This window comes from Thermanaerothrix daxensis (genome assembly GCF_001306145.1).
GTDB classification, from domain to species: Bacteria; Chloroflexota; Anaerolineae; order Anaerolineales; family Anaerolineaceae; genus Thermanaerothrix; species Thermanaerothrix daxensis.
On the sequence record NZ_LGKO01000002.1, the window covers coordinates 172,101 to 188,889 of the forward strand.

The 16,789-nt window shown below is 60.7% G+C and carries 13 protein-coding genes and 2 pseudogenes; 3 read left to right on the forward strand and 12 right to left on the reverse strand.

All coding sequences use genetic code 11. From position 1 onward, the window contains the following. Positions 1–12 precede the first annotated feature (12 nt). On the reverse strand, positions 13–1,461 hold the full coding sequence (gene guaB, locus SE15_RS00880) for an IMP dehydrogenase (RefSeq protein WP_054520222.1): 1,449 nt from the start codon (positions 1,459–1,461) through the stop codon (positions 13–15). A gap of 76 nt (positions 1,462–1,537) precedes the next feature. Here guaB and SE15_RS00885 point away from each other — a divergent pair, with 76 nt between their 5' ends. Further along, on the forward strand, positions 1,538–2,239 hold the full coding sequence (locus SE15_RS00885; protein WP_083461762.1) for a DNA-3-methyladenine glycosylase: 702 nt from the start codon (positions 1,538–1,540) through the stop codon (positions 2,237–2,239). On the opposite strand, the gene SE15_RS00890 is transcribed toward SE15_RS00885, so the two are convergent. Genes SE15_RS00890 through SE15_RS00915 form a run of 6 tightly spaced genes read right to left on the reverse strand, consistent with a single transcriptional unit; the run spans position 2,230 to position 7,901 of the window. After that, a complete protein-coding gene (locus SE15_RS00890; RefSeq protein ID WP_054520223.1) occupies positions 2,230–3,456 on the reverse strand; it encodes an ABC transporter permease in 1,227 nt (408 codons plus the stop codon). The genes SE15_RS00885 and SE15_RS00890 overlap by 10 nt on opposite strands. After that, entirely contained in the window at positions 3,453–4,145 is a 693-nt protein-coding gene (locus SE15_RS00895) for an ABC transporter ATP-binding protein (RefSeq protein WP_054520224.1), read from the reverse strand. The genes SE15_RS00890 and SE15_RS00895 overlap by 4 nt, the downstream gene beginning before the upstream one ends. 2 nt (positions 4,146–4,147) lie before the next feature. After that, positions 4,148–5,554 (reverse strand): efflux RND transporter periplasmic adaptor subunit, encoded by a 1,407-nt coding sequence (locus tag SE15_RS00900; protein WP_054520225.1) that lies wholly within the window; start codon positions 5,552–5,554, stop codon positions 4,148–4,150. 47 nt (positions 5,555–5,601) lie between these two features. Then, positions 5,602–6,678, reverse strand: a complete 1,077-nt coding sequence (locus tag SE15_RS00905) for a DUF7544 domain-containing protein (protein ID WP_054520226.1) — start codon at positions 6,676–6,678, stop codon at positions 5,602–5,604. 18 nt (positions 6,679–6,696) lie between these two features. Continuing rightward, positions 6,697–7,332 carry an anti-sigma factor family protein gene (locus SE15_RS00910; protein ID WP_054520227.1) on the reverse strand — a complete coding sequence of 212 codons (636 nt, stop codon included), beginning with the start codon at positions 7,330–7,332 and terminating at the stop codon, positions 6,697–6,699. Next, positions 7,329–7,901 (reverse strand): RNA polymerase sigma factor, encoded by a 573-nt coding sequence (locus SE15_RS00915; protein ID WP_054520228.1) that lies wholly within the window; start codon positions 7,899–7,901, stop codon positions 7,329–7,331. Before SE15_RS00915 ends, SE15_RS00910 begins: the two co-directional genes overlap by 4 nt. 545 nt (positions 7,902–8,446) lie before the next feature. Here SE15_RS00915 and SE15_RS00920 point away from each other — a divergent pair. Together SE15_RS00920 and SE15_RS00925 are read left to right on the forward strand one after the other, a co-directional pair. After that, the gene (locus SE15_RS00920) at positions 8,447–8,776 is read left to right on the forward strand and encodes a hypothetical protein (RefSeq protein ID WP_054520229.1); all 330 of its coding nucleotides are present in this window, start codon (positions 8,447–8,449) and stop codon (positions 8,774–8,776) included. Then, positions 8,667–9,941, forward strand: a complete 1,275-nt coding sequence (locus tag SE15_RS00925) for a hypothetical protein (protein ID WP_152965491.1) — start codon at positions 8,667–8,669, stop codon at positions 9,939–9,941. Before SE15_RS00920 ends, SE15_RS00925 begins: the two co-directional genes overlap by 110 nt. A 347-nt stretch (positions 9,942–10,288) precedes the next feature. Here SE15_RS00925 and SE15_RS00930 read toward each other — a convergent pair whose 3' ends face one another. The 5 genes and pseudogenes from SE15_RS00930 to dnaA all read right to left on the reverse strand — a co-directional run bounded on the left by SE15_RS00930 (position 10,289) and on the right by dnaA (position 16,621). Further along, the gene (locus SE15_RS00930; protein WP_160316633.1) at positions 10,289–11,209 is read right to left on the reverse strand and encodes a DMT family transporter; all 921 of its coding nucleotides are present in this window, start codon (positions 11,207–11,209) and stop codon (positions 10,289–10,291) included. Between the two features lie 85 nt (positions 11,210–11,294). Then, a complete protein-coding gene (locus SE15_RS00935) occupies positions 11,295–13,517 on the reverse strand; it encodes a cache domain-containing protein (protein ID WP_054520232.1) in 2,223 nt (740 codons plus the stop codon). Between the two features lie 25 nt (positions 13,518–13,542). Then, a pseudogene (locus SE15_RS14865) lies at positions 13,543–14,412 on the reverse strand (sigma-70 family RNA polymerase sigma factor); the annotation flags it as partial. A gap of 408 nt (positions 14,413–14,820) precedes the next feature. Further along, positions 14,821–15,345 (reverse strand): annotated as a pseudogene (locus SE15_RS14870) (sigma-70 factor domain-containing protein); the annotation flags it as partial. Continuing rightward, on the reverse strand, positions 15,278–16,621 hold the full coding sequence (gene dnaA / locus SE15_RS00945; RefSeq protein ID WP_054520234.1) for a chromosomal replication initiator protein DnaA: 1,344 nt from the start codon (positions 16,619–16,621) through the stop codon (positions 15,278–15,280). The pseudogene SE15_RS14870 and the gene dnaA, both read right to left, overlap by 68 nt. Positions 16,622–16,789 lie beyond the last annotated feature (168 nt).

Consider the following 16,789-nt stretch of genomic DNA (forward strand, 5'->3'; position numbering starts at 1 on the left):
TTTATCTCCGGATTAGATCAGTTCCACGTCGTGGGCGCCGGATTCGACTTTACCGGCCGGCGTAATGCGGATGAACTCGGCTTTTTCCCACAATTCGGGGAGGTTGTGAGCCCCCACGTAACTCATTCCAGAGCGCACTCCGCCAACTATCTGATGGAGAATGTCTTTGACCTTGCCGCGGTAAGGCACCAGAGCCTCTACACCTTCGGGGACGACCTCACTCCATTCTTCTTCCTCCACGTCTTCCTCATTGCGTTCCAACCGACGACGCTGAACATTGGCAGTGAGAGAGGCCATACCACGCACGATTTTGTAGCGGCGCCCCTGGCGCACGACCTCGGGCCCGGGGCTTTCCTCGGTGCCGGCGAGCATGTTGCCCAGCATCACGGCGCTGGCCCCGGCGGCCAGGGCCTTGGTGACATCACCCGAGGTGCGCATCCCGCCATCGGCAATGATGGGCACGTTCAGACGGTGCCCTTCGGCAGCGCACTCGGCAATGGCGGTGAGCTGGGGCACCCCGCATCCGGTCACGATGCGGGTTGTGCAGATGGAACCTGCCCCCACCCCCACTTTCACCGCATCGGCCCCTGCTTTGACCAGATCGCGCACGCCCTCGGCAGTTGCGACGTTGCCGGCCATGAGCGGCATGTTCGGGAATCTCTGTTTCAGCGCACGCACCATGCGCAGGGCGTGCTCGGAGTGCCCGTGGGCAATATCCAGCACCAACAGGTCAGCACCAGCCTCCACGCAGGCCTGAGCACGTTCGATCTCTTCTGGCTTCACCCCAATCGCCACCCCCACACGTAAACGTCCCAAGCCGTCTTTGGTTGCGTGAGGATGTTCCTGAATTTTGACAATATCCTGAACCGTGATCAGGCCGGCCAGGCGATCTTCGGCATCTACCAGAGGCAGTTTTTCAATGCGGTGGGTGTAGAGTTTGTGGCGCGCGGCTTCCAGTGTTTCGTTTTCGCGGGCAACGATCAGGCGCTCGCGTGGGGTCATCACCGTGCTGACCGGGGCACTGGCATCGGGTGCCAGGAGCACGTCCCGCGTGGTGACCAGCCCCAGCAAGTGCTGGTGCTCATCCACGACCACCAGCCCGCCAATGCCTTCTTCGGCCATCAGGTGGCGCGCTTCGGCAACACTGGCGCTGGGGAGAATGGTCAGGGGTGTCAGGACCACCATGCTCTCGGCCCGTTTGACTTTGCGCACCATCTCGACCATGCGCTCAATGCTCATGAAGCGATGCAGCACACCCAGCCCGCCTTGCTGGGCCATGGCGATAGCCATGCTGGCTTCAGTGACGGTATCCATGTTGGCCGAGAGGATGGGGATGTGCAGGCGAATGCCCGGGGTCAGCCAGGTGCTGGTATCCACGTCTTTACGGCTGCGAATATCAGAATATTTGGGGACCAGCAGGACATCATCAAACGTCAAGCCGGGGTCGGGGCGCAAGTTCATGGACACCTCACAAACTGTAGAGTGGCTTTTTCATTATAATGCTTCCACTTATTCCAACACCGAGATTAGAAAAAATATGCGACCGTTGCCTGCGGATTTTTACCTGGATGACGTCACTCGCGTGGCGCGGGCGCTGTTGGGTCAGCGCCTGGTGCGCATTCTGGAAGATGGACGCCGCCTGGCCGGCTACATCCTCGAAACAGAAGCCTACGCTGGTGAGGAGGACCAGGCCTGCCATGCCAGCCGCGGGCGCACACCGCGCAACGCGGTGATGTTCGGCCCGCCCGGACGCGCCTATGTCTATTTTACCTACGGCATGCATTGGTGCCTGAACGCCGTGGTCGGCCCGGAGGGTCAGCCGGCGGCGGTGCTGATCCGTGCGATTGTGCCCTGCGAGGGGGTGGAGCAGATCGCTCACAACCGCGCCGGGCGGCCGCCTGAGGAATGGACGAATGGCCCGGCGAAGATCTGTCAGGCGCTGCAGATTGACGGACGTCTTAACGGCTGTGACCTGACTATTCCGGAAAGCCCCCTGCGTATTGAACCCGGCTTTGCCGTGCCGGAGGCATGGGTGCGGGTGGGCCCGCGGGTGGGCATTGACCGTGCTCCCGAACCCTGGCGTTCCATCCCCTGGCGATTCATCGCCCGCCTTCCCGCTGAGGCTTACGTTGCCTGGGGCCTTCCGCCGCTCGTCTGGCCCGAGCGAGAAAAGATGACCCCCCGGCGGCGAGAGCAACACCGGGGGGCAAAGCACGAGGAGCCAGGTGATTACTCGTAGCGCAGGGCTTCAACAGGTTCCAGGTTAGCGGCACGGTTGGCCGGGTAAAGCCCGAAGAACAGACCCACAGCGGTGGAGAACATGGTGGCCAGCAAGATGGCATCTATGCCCACCTGGGGGTTGAGCGGGGTGTTATTGGCGGCGGCAATCTGCCCCACCACAAAGGCGATCAGCCAGCCAAAGGCAATTCCGATCAACCCGCCGAAGAGGCTGAGCAGTGAGGATTCGGTGAGAAACTGGATCAGAATATCGCGCTTGCGAGCACCAACGGCCTTGCGCAGACCAATTTCGCGCGTGCGCTCGGTCACCGAAACCAGCATGATGTTCATAATCCCAATGCCCCCCACCAGCAAGGAGATGGCCGCAATGCCCCCCAGGAAGATGGTGAGCACCCCGGTGATGGTTTGAGCAGTGCTGACGAAATCTTGCTGGGAGAAGATGGTAAAGTCATCCACCCCCAGTTCGGTGCGGTGACGGGTGCGAAGGACCTGTGCAATCTCCTCGATGGCCTGGGGGACGAGTTCAGGCCTGCTAACCTGGGCGTAGATGAGATCCACGCGGTTGCGGTCGCGCCGCAGGACGCGCACCTGCGCCGTTGTCAGGGGAATGAGGACAATATCATCCTGACTGCCGAAACTGCTCCCGCCCTTGGGGGCGGTGACGCCAATGATACGGAAGGGTTGCCCTTCAATGCGAATCGCCTCGCCGATCAGTCCCTCGCGGTGGCCAAACAGCCGATCCGCGACTTCCGGGCCGATCACGGCAACCGAAGCCTGCCCCAGGATGTGCTCTTCATTGATAAATTCGCCTTCCAGTAGGCTGTAGTTGCGCACGGCTGCATAGTTCGAGGTGACCCCAAAAATCTGCACGCTGGTGCGCTCGCTTCCGAATGTCACTTCACGCGTGCCGCTTAATACGGGCGCCACCGCCGTGACCGAAGGAACCTGAAAGGGATCTGCCAGAGCCTGCGCATCTGCCAGGGTGAGGGGCTGGGGATTACGCACGCGTTCGGTGAAGTTGCCGGGGAAGATGAAGAGCAGGTTGCTGCCCAGGCCGCTGATGGAGCCGGTGATGACGTTCTGGGCGCCGGTGCCGACCGCCAGCATGGCGATCACGGCAGCCACGCCGATCACGATGCCCAGGATGGTGAGGCCGGAGCGCAGTTTATTGGCGCTGAGGCTTTCCAGGGCTTCCAAAATAGCCTGTCCCAGGTTCATAATCCATCCTCCACCACTAATCCATCCTGAATGCGGATGATGCGCTGGGTTTGCTGTGCCACCGTAGGATCGTGGGTGACGATGATCACGGTAGTGCCCAAATCACGGTTCAGGCGCAGGATCAGTTCCAGGATTTCTTTGCCCGATTTGGAATCCAGGTTTCCGGTGGGCTCATCGGCCAGGATGATGGCCGGATCGTTGACCAGGGCGCGGGCGATGGCCACCCGTTGTTGCTGGCCGCCGGAGAGCTCAGTCGGACGATGGTGCAGACGGTCGCCCAGCCCCACCGCCTCCAGCGCCTGACGCGCGCGCTCACGACGGTTGCCGTTGTAACCCGCGTAGCGCAGGGGCAGTTCCACGTTGGCGAGGGCGGTTGCCCGCGGCAGCAGGTTGAAGTTTTGAAACACAAACCCCACCTTGCGGTTGCGGATGCGCGCCAGATCGTCGTCTTTGAGACGTGAGACATCCTCGCCGTCCAGGATATAGGTGCCGCTGGTGGGTTTATCCAGGCAGCCCAGGATGTTCATCAGGGTAGATTTACCCGAGCCGGAAGGCCCCATGATGGCAACCACCTCACCACGACGGATGCGCACATCCACGCCGCGCAGAGCGTGCACCTCAATCTGCCCCATTTTGTAGACTTTAGTCAGGCCGTAGGCCTCGATGACCCAGTCCTGCTGTTCCACCATGGCTATTGCTCTCGACTAAAAGGAGGTTGGCCGCCGAACGTCGTTGTCGTGGGCGGGTTCAAAATGACCAAATCGCCCTCGCGCAGGTCCCCTTCCAGCACCTGGCTGTAAGTCTCGGAAGTGGCGCCCAGGCGGATAGGCACGGGTGTTGGCAGGCCATTGCGCAGCACATAAACCACCCGCTGGCCCTCGCGCAGACGCACAGCGCGGTTGGGTACCAGCAAGACATCTTCCAATTGCTGAACCAGAATGGTCACGGCTGCGGTCATACCGGGTTTAACCTGCTCATCGGCATCGTTCAATTCCAGAGTGACGTTGAAGTTAACCACACCATTGACCAGGGTGCCTACGCGCCCCACCTCAACCACCTTGGCGGCGTACTCCTTACCGGGGATGGCGTCGAAGGTCAGTTTGGCCGATTGGCCAACCCGAATGCGGTTGATGTCCACCTCCAGTACCTGGACCTCCACTAACAGGCGGCTGAGGTCGTCAAGGCGGAAGGAAACGGTGCCGGGGGCCACCTGATCCCCGACCTTGGAGCGCACCTCGGTAATCACGCCTGTGAAAGGCGCCTCCAGGCGGGCCAATTTGAGGGTAGCTTCAAGCGCGGCAATGCGTGCCTGCGCAGCCTGAATATCCCGCGGGTCAGGGCCGTTTTTGAGCCGTTCCCACTCGCGCTGGGCGTCTTTGAGTCTGGCTTCTGCCAGCGCCACGTTCGCGTCGGCCTCAGCCACTTCCAGATCATTGGGTTTGCCCAGCAGGTAGTTCAAATTCGCCAGGGCACGGTCGCGAGCGCGTTGGGCGTTGGCCAGATTGGAAAGCGCCAGAGCCCGGCGCGGATCATCCTCAGGCAGGCTGGCAAAGCCTTCGTAAATTTCTTTCTGCTTTTCATACTCATTCTGTGCCAGGATGTAGTTGGCGCGTGCCTCATCAATGGTGGCCTGGCTGGCACGGGCGTAATCCTTGCTCTGACGACGCTTTTGCGCGTCTTCCAGGTTCTTCTGCGCCTGCACCAGGGCCAATTGTGCCTGTGCGCGTGCCAGATCGGAGTTGAGCAGTTCCTCCAGGTTGCGCCTGGCAGCGACCAGGTCGGCTTCGGCCAGGATGATGTTTTGCGCGAGCGAAGATTTTTCCAGTTCAGCCAGCACCTGCCCGGCGGTGACGGTATCGCCGACTGCCACGGTGATCTTGCCAATCTGACCGCTGGTTTGCCAGGCCAGGAGAGCGCTTTGATTGGCCCGCACACTGCCGGTGGCACCGACCGAGGCGGTCAGGTTACCGCGCTGGATGGGTTCGGTTTGAAAGGCGGTGTTGAGGGCTGCACGGGCATTTTGCCAGGCACGCAAGCCCAGAAATGCCGCAGCAATGATGCCTGCAATGACCAGGTAGAGAATCCACTTCCGCTTCATAGCGTTGCTCCCTTGTTTCCCAGATCTACCTCTTATTATTACCACAATTAATCAGCCTGGGCTGAGCCATTTACAGGGTTGGCGGTTTCGAGCGCCAGGATCTCACGGTAGGTGAGTGTCCACAGGCTGGAAAGGAAGACGTGCTCCCATCCTCCCAGCAGCCCCAGCGGTGCGAACACGATCAGGAAGAACAGCGGAAGCACCAAAATGAGGGTGGTGAGAACGGCCAGAGGTTGGGCCAGGAACAGCGAAGTGAGACCGTAGATCAGCAAGCCGGGCAGGCCGGCCACAATCAAAGCCGGGAAGGCGAGGAGAAGGTAGAGGGGGATGAGCAGGAAGAGAAGAATCAGCGTCACAATGCCCAACCCAATTCCCAGTCCAAACACGACCAGCCACATCAAGCCGACGTTCTTCCACTGGCGACGGATCAGGCCAAATGCCTGCCCCAGCGCGTCCAGGACGCCTCTCTCTTGCAGTACGCAGATTCGACGGGCCATTTCCCCGACGACATTGAGCACAACGCCAACCACGATGAGCAAAAGCACCAGCACCACGAGCGCCCCGATGCCGATGAGCACGGTGGGCACGGTCACCACGGGGGTTTGGGCAGAGGCACCGGCAATCAAAAGTCCAACCACCAGCAGCATCAGTACCACCAGGAGAAAGATGGGCACGCCAAGCAGAAGGTCAATCAGGAAGAGGCGCCAGGCCGAACGCGACCACCCAAGGCGCCAGCCCTCGCGGAAGGGGAGCCGCAGGCCCCGGGCTTCGTAGTCATCCACCAGGCGGATCAGGGCGACCCGGCTGACATAAGCGGCTATGGTGAACAGAACCCCCACCAGCAAAAAGACGCACAGCAAGGCCATTCCAATGCCGATCAGAGTGGAAATCAACCGCTCTTCGGGAATCTGGGCCAGCGGGGCAAAGAAGTTCTCCAGCCAGCGCTCGAATTCACTGAGCGGGGGCTGACCGCTTTCACGGTAGGAAAACAGGTTGCTGAAGTTGCCCCCATTCCCGCCGCCTCCTGAGGTGGTTAGCGCCAGGATCAGCCCAAAGAGCCAGAGTGTGCGGTAATTCCAGAGGATGTGCCAGGAACGCTTTAAGAGTTTGATCGGGTCTATCATGGTATCTCTCCTTTTTCACTAAGCCAGAAGGGTTCCGTTGGTCTTACTCGGCACCGAGGGGGTGCGCGGGTGGCGCAGGAGGCAGAAAGCTAACCAGAGCCAGTAGAGGAAGATAATCCGCCCCTGCCAGGTCAGCACCCCCAACCAATCCCCCAACCAGCGGTCGGCTTGAAGTAGCCAGTGCAGTACCGGTTGCAAGCCGGGCGCAGGGGCTGCGCCTCCCAGAGCCGAGAGCAGGCCAACCCACAGGCTGTTGCTCCCGGCAGGGCGAAGGCCGGGCAGCAGATGGCTCAGCCAACCGCTGGACACTCCTAGTTGAAGCCATGCGTTCAGGATCGAGATGGCTTGCAAAAGGCCCCAGGCCAGCAGCAGGATCAGGGGCAGTGCCCAGGGAAGGAGATTGGGCGGTGTGGAGGCGACGGGAGTGCGGCGCGCGGGTAAGCGGAGCATGACCTGGGCGGTGAAGCGCTCGGAGGGCGTGAGGGGTAGGTCGGCGGGAAGATCACGTAACCAGGCGCTCAGGGCCTGGCGAGCGGCGAGTTCCTCCCGACACGCTGAGCATTCGGCCAGGTGGGCTTCCACCTTTCTGCGTTGGGAGGGGCGCAGTTCTCCATCCTGGTAGGCATCCAGCCAGGCAGTGACATGCTCGTTCATGAGGTTACCTCCTGAAGGGCGAGCCAGGGCGCCAGTTGCTCACGCAGACGTTGGCGGGCAGCACTGAGGCGCGACATCACCGTGCCAAGCGGAATATCCAGCGCCTCGGCGATCTCGCGGTAGGAAAGACCGCCGTATTCCCGGAGCACCAGCACGGCGCGGGTTGCCGGTGGCAGGGCCAGGATGGTCTGGCGCACCCGGATCTCGCGCTCTTTCTGTTCCAGGTGTGCCTGGGGGTCGGACTGTCCATCCCGCACGTCTGAGGTCGCATTGAGGCTGCGCAGGTGGCGCTCGCGGCGCAGTGTGTCCAGAGCCGCATTGATGGCAATGCGGTAAAGCCAGTTGCGCCAGGGCATGAGGGGGCGGTAGGTGTTAAGGTTCAACCAGGCTTTGATGAAAGCCTCCTGGGCGGCGTCTTCGGCCAGTTGCAGGTCTCCGCACAGGCGGTAAACCACCCCGACCACACCGGGGTGGTAGCGGCGCACCAGTTCGGCAAAGGCACTGCGATCCCCTTGCTGTGCCCGGTGCACCAGGTCCGCATCCTGTGCAGAGAGGGGGGTGATCTCCATGCCTGACCCTTTCGGCTTGCCTGATAGCTTCATAGGATTAAACGAATATTACCCTCGATTTATTCAGGAGGATGGAGTCTGCGGGGATGTTGCCTGAAAAATCGGATTTTTTAATCCAATCTGCTTGCTTTTTGGGTGCCATCCCTTAATAAAAGACCTTACAAAATTGTAAGGTCGGAAACCTGAGGATCGTACCGATTAGCCCTGGAAAGGGGTGCAGATTAAGGCGCTGACTACATTGATAAACCGAATAGATAACTTGTTAGTTCTTCTAACGTTACGATCCCAACGAGACGTAGCGGAGTGGGTGCTTTGTATTGGCCCCGACTGCCGGAAGCCGGAAAGGGGGTGATGTAAAACGGGAAAAGGGAAGTATCAGGTTTTACCCCACCACTTCAAGTGCCTCTCAGGGAGGCGATGATCTGATAACTCCATTGGTCGTACGAAGTTATCAGGGAGCCAAAGTGAAACCGGCCCGTTGTATCGGATTGTTGTTTCACCGGCGAAAAAAATTGGTCTGGAATCTAAAAATTAGGAGGTAAGCCATGAAAGACAAGGTAAAGATCTTCCTCAGCCTGGCGCTGACGCTGATGCTCCTGGCGGGCTATGTAGGTGCCGCGCTGGCTTTTGACTCGGGAGGAACCCCCGAAGCCACAGGCCCTGATACCATTACCTGGACAGGGCAGGGAACCCAAAATGGTCGGTTGGAGGACGTAAAGTGTTCGTCAGACTACACCCCCTACCTGCACTGGATCCTCACCACCGATGGCGGTTCTGCAGACTCGGCAACCCTCTACCTTGGTGGCACGGGAAGTGGTACCTACTCTGGCAGCAATACAGGTGGGGCTTTCCATTTCGAGACACCTTATTTTTGATCTTAGCGGGCTTACGGCTTACGCGGGGATCAATGTTACCGATACGGGGGAAGGTGCCTGGATCTTGACCATCAGCCACGGCTGTCCGGGTAAACCGGACTACGAGAAACTGACCGTTTCTAAGACCGTCACAACCTCCTACACCCGCACTCACAATTGGTCCATTGCGAAGTCGGTTGATCCGAGCGACATTTATCTCTACATGCCCGGTCAGGGGGCTAATAAGCCCAGCCAGGCGACCGCCACCTGGACCGTTGATGTGACCTACGAAGGCTATACCGACAGCGATTGGAACGTTTCCGGCACAATCACCATTAAGAACACCGGCACGCTGGACGCCGTCATCACCGGTGTGGAGGATGTTCTGGCGGGCACTTCTATCAGCGTGAACTGCGGGGTGGGCTTCCCCTATACCCTTCCCAAGGGCAGCACGCTTACCTGCACTTACAGTGAAGATGGCTACGTTACGGGCTCTAATGTGGTCACCGTTACTACTGAGCGTGCGACTTATTCTGATGAGAAACCCATCGTTTGGGGCGCTCCCACCAAGGAAATCAACAAGACCGTTACCATCAAGGATAATGGCACTGAACTGGGTACGGCCACTGCCCCGAATGACGCGCAGTTCAGCTACACAAAAACCTTTGAATGGGGAGATTATGGGGAGGCCAACTGCGGAGATCACACCTACGCCAATACCGCCAGCGTAATCAGTGATAATGGTGAGGTTCTCGCTTCGGCCACCGCTACGCTCACCGTTCATGTGCAATGCTACGTGTACGAAACCGCCTACGGCCAGGGGAGTGGCTCCATCTGCTTTATCCCCACCTTCTCCAACTGGGGCTGGACCACGCCCATTGCTCCTGGATCTACCACGGTCTTGGACCTGTGGGCCGGGGCTGGCCAGTGCGACACCGGCAAGGGCACCCCAGTCGGTAGCGTGGAGGTCACGTACTATAATGGTTACGTAACGGCATACTACAGTGTCTCCTCGCCTCACATCATCAAGGAAACCCACTTCTACGCCGGCACTACGCCGTTCCCGAAGTTCGGTAAGAGCTACACGGTCGCGCCGGGACAGTACACCAATAAAGGGCCGTTCTCCGGTACGGTCTACGTGATCGCCCATGCGAAGGTCGGAATACCTGACCCGAACTTTCGGTAGGGCTTAGGCCCCTGATCCCCGCGGGTGCGGCCTGCCGCGAGGATTGAAACAGCCGGATTCCCCCTCATTGGGTGAGCCGGGCAGCGGTGAGCATGGATTGCCGCCGCTGCCCCGGCTTTTAAAGCCGCGCCTTTCGCCGTTGTATCTTCGCCGGCGGCAGGGGGCAGCGACCGGAAACCCGCGGCCGCTCCGCGTTTGCACAGTGCGGTTTTGCCATGGCGATCTTGCCGGGCCCCCATGGCGAAGCCGGTTTGCTGTGGCGCCGGATCCCCCTCTGGCCTGAAGGGACGGACCTGGGAACCCGGCTGAGGAGCGGTTGCCCGGGGCACTTTTCGGGAGGGGGGCTCTCAGGGTTCGGAGAGGATTGTGGTGGCGTTGCGCGCCGGCTTCGGCGCGGGCGTGCTCAGGTTGACCAGGTAGATGCCGCTCAGCACGATCATCCCGCCCAGGATTTGGGTCAGGTTGAGCGGCTCACCCGCCAGGGGGATGGCCATCAGGGCGGTCAGCACGGGCTGGGCGACCATGGTGGGAGCAACCACTGCCGCGGGCAGGTGGCCCAGGGCATATGCCACCGAAAAGTAGCCGATCACCTGTGAAACCAGCCCGGCGCCCAAAAAAGCCAGGTAGGTGCGGGGGGCAAAGCCGATGAGCGGCTGGTGGGTGCCCAGGTTGATGCCCAGGAGCACCAACGAGGCAGTCAGGGTCACCAGGAAGATGTAAACCAGGGCCGCAAAGTGCTCACGGCCGCGCTGGGTGGTTAAAAAGTAGGCGGCGTAAAAAAGGCTGGAGCCCAGCGCAAGGAAGTTCCCCTGATTAAACTGGGGGCGGTAGATGAAATCGCTCCCCAGCACCAAGGTGGCGCCGCTCAGCGTCAGCGCCAGCCCCAGCCAAAAGCGCCCACCCAGCGCCTCACGCCAGATGAGGGCGGCAAAGAGCCCCACCCAGAGCGGTGCCAGGTTGTTCATCAGGGTTGCCGTGGCGATCCGGGTTTCGTGCAGGGCCGTGCTCCAGGTGGCATGATCCAGCGCGGTAAAGGCGCCTCCAAGGAGTGGCAGGAAGAGCCAGCGCCGGGCATTGCCAAGCCCCCGCATTTGCACTTCGTGGATGAAGAAGGGGGCGAAAACCGCCGAGGCGACGACCATGCGGTAGAAGGCGGTGACCGTGCCGGGGGCATCGCTGGCCCAGCGCACGAAAAGTGAGGACAGGCTGAGCGCCAGAATGCCGCTCAAAAGGGCCAGATAAGGCAACCAAGGACGCCGCGGTTTCATCTCCATAGCGATCCTGCGCGTAAAATGGCCATGATGGGCACGATTATACGCGGGCCAGGGGCATTGTGCCAGGGGGAAATGAAAATCACAGCGTAAGGGCAGGCGCGTCTGCGGTAGGGGGCTTGGGCAGCAGCCGATAGACTTCAATGGGCTCCTGCTTGCCGGGCACCCGCTGCTGACCCAGGGACTGAAGATCGAAAGCCCGGGCGTGCTCGGCCAGGGCCGTGTGGGTGGCGTGGCTGATCAGCACGCCACTGCCCTGAATGAGGGTGCGGGTCAGGGCTTCGATGCGCTGGGTGGTGTTCACCGTGTCGCCGATGATGGTGTAATGCAGGCGGTCCCGCGCGCCCAGGCCGCCGGCGATCACCATGCCGGTGTGGATGCCAATCCCGGTGATCAGAGGTGGGTCCCCCCGCTCGACACGCTCGCGGTTGAGGGTTTCCAGGGCTTCCAGCATGCGTGCCGCGGCGCGGCAGGCGGCCAGCGCGCTCTTCTTGGGGCTGAGGATGCGCGGCAGGATGCCGAAAAATGCCAGCAGGGCATCCCCGTCGAATTTATTCACCACACCCCCCTCTTCAACGATGATCGGCACCAACCGGTCGAAGTATTCGTTTAGCCATGCCAGCACGCGCGCCGGTTCCACCTGCTCGGAGAGGGTGGTAAACCCGCGGATGTCGGTCATCAAGACGGTGGCAACGGCTTCCTGACCTTCCAATCGCAGGTTGCCAGAAGCGAAGGTCTGGCGCAGTTGTTCGCGCACCTCCGGTGAGACGGTGCGCCCAAGCAAATCGCGGTAGATTGAGCCTTCTTGCAGACCGGCGATCATGGCGTTGAAGGCGTGCCCCAGGAGGGCCAGTTCGTCGTTGCCGGGCAGGTTGACTTTGATGTCCAGGTTTCCCTGGGCCACCTGGGCCGAGGCCTGCACCAATTGGGCCAGCGGGCGGGTGATGCGGTTGGCCAGGTAAACGCCGATCAGCACGACCAGGAGGATGGCGATCATCACCAGGCCGAATACCTGCCAGCGGGTGGCCTGGCTGGTGCGGAGGACAAAGGTTTGGGGCAGGGCAATTCCCAAAATGCCGAGGTCTTCGCCGCCACGGGCTTCCCAGGGGCGGAGGAGTTCTCCGTAGGTGAGACTGCCCAGCCTCAGGGTGCGGCTCAGGCTCTGCTGATCCTGGTGAATCAGGACCTGGGCTACCTCATCCAGCCGCAGCGGGAGGGCCGGCTCGGCCTGATACAGCGTGGTGCTGAGCAGCTGGCCGTTAAAATCGTAGAAGGTGACTTCGCCGAACAAGTCTTCCCGCATCTCACGCGCCAGGCTGGCGATGGACTTGCCGACCACGACCGCTCCCACGCGCTCATTCCCGGCGTTGAAGACCGGCCCGCTGACAAAGAAATAGCGGCCCCAGGGGGTAAGCAGACTGCCGGCAAATTTATCCCCCTGGGCGTCCACCAGCCCTTCCAGGACCTTCTGAACGAAACCGGCGGACTGAAACGTGGGGTCCTCGCGCACGGCCTGATAGGTGGCCGGGGGACTTCCTTCGGGGTGAACCAGCACCAGGGTGGCAAGCCCTTGGGGGTTGATCAGTGCCACGATTTCTTCGTTGCTGTTGATGGCCAGCGGGAGCGCGCGCAGGCGCAGGGCTTCCGCATCGTTGGCTTCCAGTGCGGCCGCTACCCCTTCACTGTTGGCGACCAGACGCAGGGTACCCAGCAGGCGATCCTCCTCGTTGGCCAGCCAATTCTGGCTTTGCTGGGCCGTGCTGATTAACTGATTCAAAAAGCGTTCCTGGACTGACTCAAAAACCACACGGGTAACCACGTACGCTGCAGCCAGGGTAAAGAGGACGGCCAGAATGAGGTAGGGTAAGATAATCTTCAGGCGCACCGGGATGCGCACCCCAGCCCGGCCTTGAGCCTGCAGGAGGCGCGCCGAGGGTTGGGTGGCGGCCCCCACGCCCTCGGCACGGCGCAGGGCTGCCTCGATCCAGCGCGGGGTAAAGGGCTGGCGCAGGAAGTTGTTCACGCCGTAAGCCCGGGCCTGCATCTCGCGTTGTAGGTCGGGGTGACGGCTGGTGAGGATGAGGCGCACTTGCGGATGATCCTGGCGCACAAAGCGCAAAGTTTCCAACCAGGTTTCACCCGGAAAGTGAAGATCCAGAAATACCAGATCGGGGTCTATGGCGGCCCACTGAGCGCGGATCTCATCCGGTTGGGCGCTGACCCATACCTGGTGGCCGCGGCTGCGCAAATAGCGCGCCAGCCCCTCACAAGCGCGGAGATCGTTTTGCAGCAGCAGGACGCGCACGCCGTCTCCGGGAAGGGGGGTGGAATCAGGTCAGGTATTCGCGCAGGTGGCGGCTACGGGTGGGATGACGTAACTTGCGCAGGGCTTTGGCTTCGATCTGGCGGATGCGCTCACGAGTCACATTGAAGTAGCGGCTCACTTCTTCAAGCGTGTGGTCCTTGCCGTCAATGAGGCCAAAGCGCAATTCGAGCACCTGGCGCTCGCGTTCGGTCAGTGCTCCCAGCGCATTTTGCACCTGTTGGCGCAGCATCTCGCGGGCGGCGGCATCCATGGGCTCCAGGGCTTCTTCATCTTCAATGAAATCGCCCAATTGACTGCTTTCTTCATCACCGACCGGGCGCTCCAGGGAGACAGGCTCCTCAGCCGATTGGAGGATGCGCTGGACTTTTGCCGTGGCGGCTTCCCACCGCCGCTGGAGTTCGGGGTCGAGGGGTTGATTACGTGAGCGGGCCAGGAGAATGGCCTGCACATCCTCTTCGCTGAGCAGTCCCGATTCCAGGGCCAGTTCCTCGTAGGTGGGTTCGCGCCCCAGTTGCTGGATCAGCGAGCGCTGAACGCGGAGTAGGCGGGTGATGGCCTCGAAGAGATGCACCGGAATGCGGATGGTGCGCGCTTGCTCAGCAATGTAGCGGCTGATGGATTGGCGAATCCACCAGGTGGCGTAGGTGCTGAACTTGTAACCCCGGGTGGCGTCGAATTTGGCGACGGCGCGCAGCAATCCCAGATTGCCTTCCTGGATCAGGTCGAGGAAGGAAACTCCCCGTCCCAGGTAGCGTTTGGCGATGCTGACCACCAGGCGCAGGTTGGCGCGGATGAGCACGTTGTTGGCTTCTTCAGCGTTCTGGTGAATCTCCTCGCGCTGTGCGCGCAGGACCTCTTCATCGCTCAAATACGGGAAGAAGAAGGACAAATCGGGCAATTCCTTCTCGCTCTCCATGCGCTGGCTCAGGGCATTGGCTGCCTCTGCGGGGAGGAGGTAGAGATCCAGGAAGAAGTTGAAGACATTGCGCACCAGCCCGTCCCAGAACGTATCGCGTCCCCAGGGGCCGCTATCCATGTAGGAGCGCACGTAGGAGGGGGATTTGCTCTGCCAGGTTTGGCGCAGCAAGCGTGCCTCGGCCAGCACCAGTTGTGGGTCGGGGGGCAGGGTATTCTCCAGGCGGGCAGCATCTTGCTTGACACGCTCCCACGAGGTGAGCAGATCCTCGCACACAGCCAGGAAGAGGGCTTTGTAGCGCCCGTTTCCATTACCGCGCGCGTCAATGTGCTTTTGCAGTGCATCCAGGCGTCGGTCGGCTTCGATGCAGGTGGCCAGGCGGAACTCGCTATCGGCATCCAGCAGACCAATCTGGCCGATTTCGCGTAGATAGAGCCGCACCGGGTCTTCTGAGAGTTCGGCGGCCAGCGCGGGATCCTCTAAAATCTCCAGCGGATCTTCCAGAGCCAAGTCCGACCAATCCTCGCTGGAAGGAGCGGCAATTGGTTCTTCTAACTCGGCGGCAAGCCCTTCTTCCTCGCCTTCACCCAGGACCTCGGGCAGTTCGTTTTCATCGGGGTGAGGGGCTGGCTGAGAGCCGATTGCCCCCGCCTGAGGCTTACGCGTGTTCTTGCCCTTGGAGGTTTGAGATCGCGTTCCAGAGGTGGTCTTTTTTGCCTGTGACATGTTTAAAATCATACCATGAGGCCGAAATTTGGGCAAAAGAAAACCCGCGCCAATTTTCTGGAGCGGGTGGCGGGTGTTTCTGAATCCCATCCAGGACTTATCCGGCCATGCTGCGCCCGTAGAGAGCCTCGCGCACCTGGGAGACCCGGCGGCGCAGGTAATCATCACGCTCGATCATATCGGCGACCTTCTCACAGGCATAGAGCACGGTGGTGTGATCACGTCCTCCCAGCACTTCGCCGATCTGGGGGAAAGACACGTTGGCTTCCTCACGCAGCAGGTACATGGCCACCTGGCGTGGAAGCGCCACTTCGCGCGAGCGCTCGCGGCTGAGCAGACGCTCGCGTGAGATGCCGAAAACCTGTGCTACCGCATTGACCACCTGGCCGGGGTCAATCTGGCTGCGCTGGGGGATGAGATCGGCCAGGGCGATTTCAACCAGCGCCGGACTGAGCGGTCGCCCGCTCAGGTCGGCGTATGCCAGCACACGCGTCAATGCCCCTTCCAGTTCGCGGATATTGGATTGAATCTGACGCGCAATGGTGTACAGGATTTCCACGGGCACTTCTCGCCCGGCGCGCTCGGCCTTGGAGCGCAGGATGGCTACGCGGGTTTCCAAATCCGGTGGCTGTATATCTACGGTCAGTCCCCACTCAAAACGGGAGCGCAGACGTTCTTCCAGGGTCATCATGGCCTTTGGAGGCCGATCGGAGGAAATGACCAATTGTTTTTCCTGACCGTAGAGCGTATTGAAGGTGTGGAAAAACTCTTCCTGGGTGGATTCCTTGTTGGCAATGAATTGAATGTCGTCAATCAGCAGTACATCAATGTTGCGGTAGCGCTCTCGGAAGGCGGTTGTGGTGTGCGTGCGGATGGCATTAATCAAATCGTTGGTGAAATCCTCTGCCGATACGTAGAGGACGTGCAACCCGCGTTCAAGCGTAGCGTTGCCGATGGCGTGGAGCAGGTGGGTTTTACCCAACCCCACGCCGCCGTAGATGAAGAGCGGATTGTAGGCCCGGGCGGGATTCTCGGCCACGGCCAGGCAAGCCGCATGAGCCAGGCGGTTGCTGGCCCCGACCACAAAGTTCTCGAAGCGGTAGCGGGGGATGACGGTGCGGGGCTGAGGAGCATCGTTGCGCCCATTAGCCGGGGCAAATGCCGGGGCATTGGGGGAGGCCTCGAGCGGTGCCTCTTTATGCCAGACAATAAATTCAACCCGTTGGGGCGATTCCATGAGCCCGCTGAGCAAACGCGTAACGGTGCTGGTTAGGCGGTTTTCTAACCAGTCTCGCGCGTAGGCGTTGCGGACGCCGATGGTGAAACAATTATCGTTCCATCCCACCAGTTCGGCATTCTTCACCCAGGTGTCGAAAGCGGCTTTGGACATCTCCATTTGCAATTGGCCCAAAACGACTTGCCAGGCTTGTTCGGCTTCCATGGCTTCTCCTCCGCTCAGCATTGAATGTGCGCACCCCAGCGCGGCGCAATAGCCAACAACACCCCCTGCGCCTTTGCAGAGGGTCCACCCAAAGCAGGTCTCGTTTGGGTTGTTACCAGGAAAAGGGGGGACGTCGGTCCGCCCTAAATAATCGGTGTGTGAGTTATT